Source organism: Rhodococcus sp. R1101 (genome assembly GCF_000278445.1).
Classification (GTDB): domain Bacteria; phylum Actinomycetota; class Actinomycetes; order Mycobacteriales; family Mycobacteriaceae; genus Rhodococcus; species Rhodococcus gordoniae.
Genome location: NZ_AJVB01000966.1, coordinates 1 through 393 on the forward strand (window position 1 = coordinate 1; position 393 = coordinate 393).

General features: G+C 76.1%; 1 pseudogene. It reads right to left on the minus strand.

Features of this window, described 5'->3' with window-relative positions:
* A pseudogene (locus R1101_RS29130) lies at positions 1-393 on the minus strand (TldD/PmbA family protein); the annotation flags it as partial.

Sequence of the window (393 nt, forward strand, 5' to 3'; positions counted from 1 at the left end):
GGATCCATGGCGATGTCGGTGAAGTCGACGGTGCCCGCCCCGACCCACGCGCTCGCCCCGGTCGGGCCGCCGCGTTTGCCGTTGATCTCGAGCGACCCGTCGCGCTGCACCCAGCGGCGCCGCACCCCGGTGGAGGTGCCCAGCCACAGGGTCGTGGACTGGTGGTGCGCGAACCCGTACAGGGCGTCGGTGTCGTCGAAGCCGGCGGCGAGCCCGTCGAGGAGCGGGGCGAAGACCTCGACATCGGTGCCGGCGGCCGGATCACCCCAGTGCGGGTCGGTGTCGTCGCCGTCGAGCAGCGGCATCGCATCGGGCGCGGCCGGGGCCTGCTGCGCCGCGGCCCACGCCGCGGCGACCACCGGCGCGATGTCGTCGGCGGCGACGAGCGCGGCG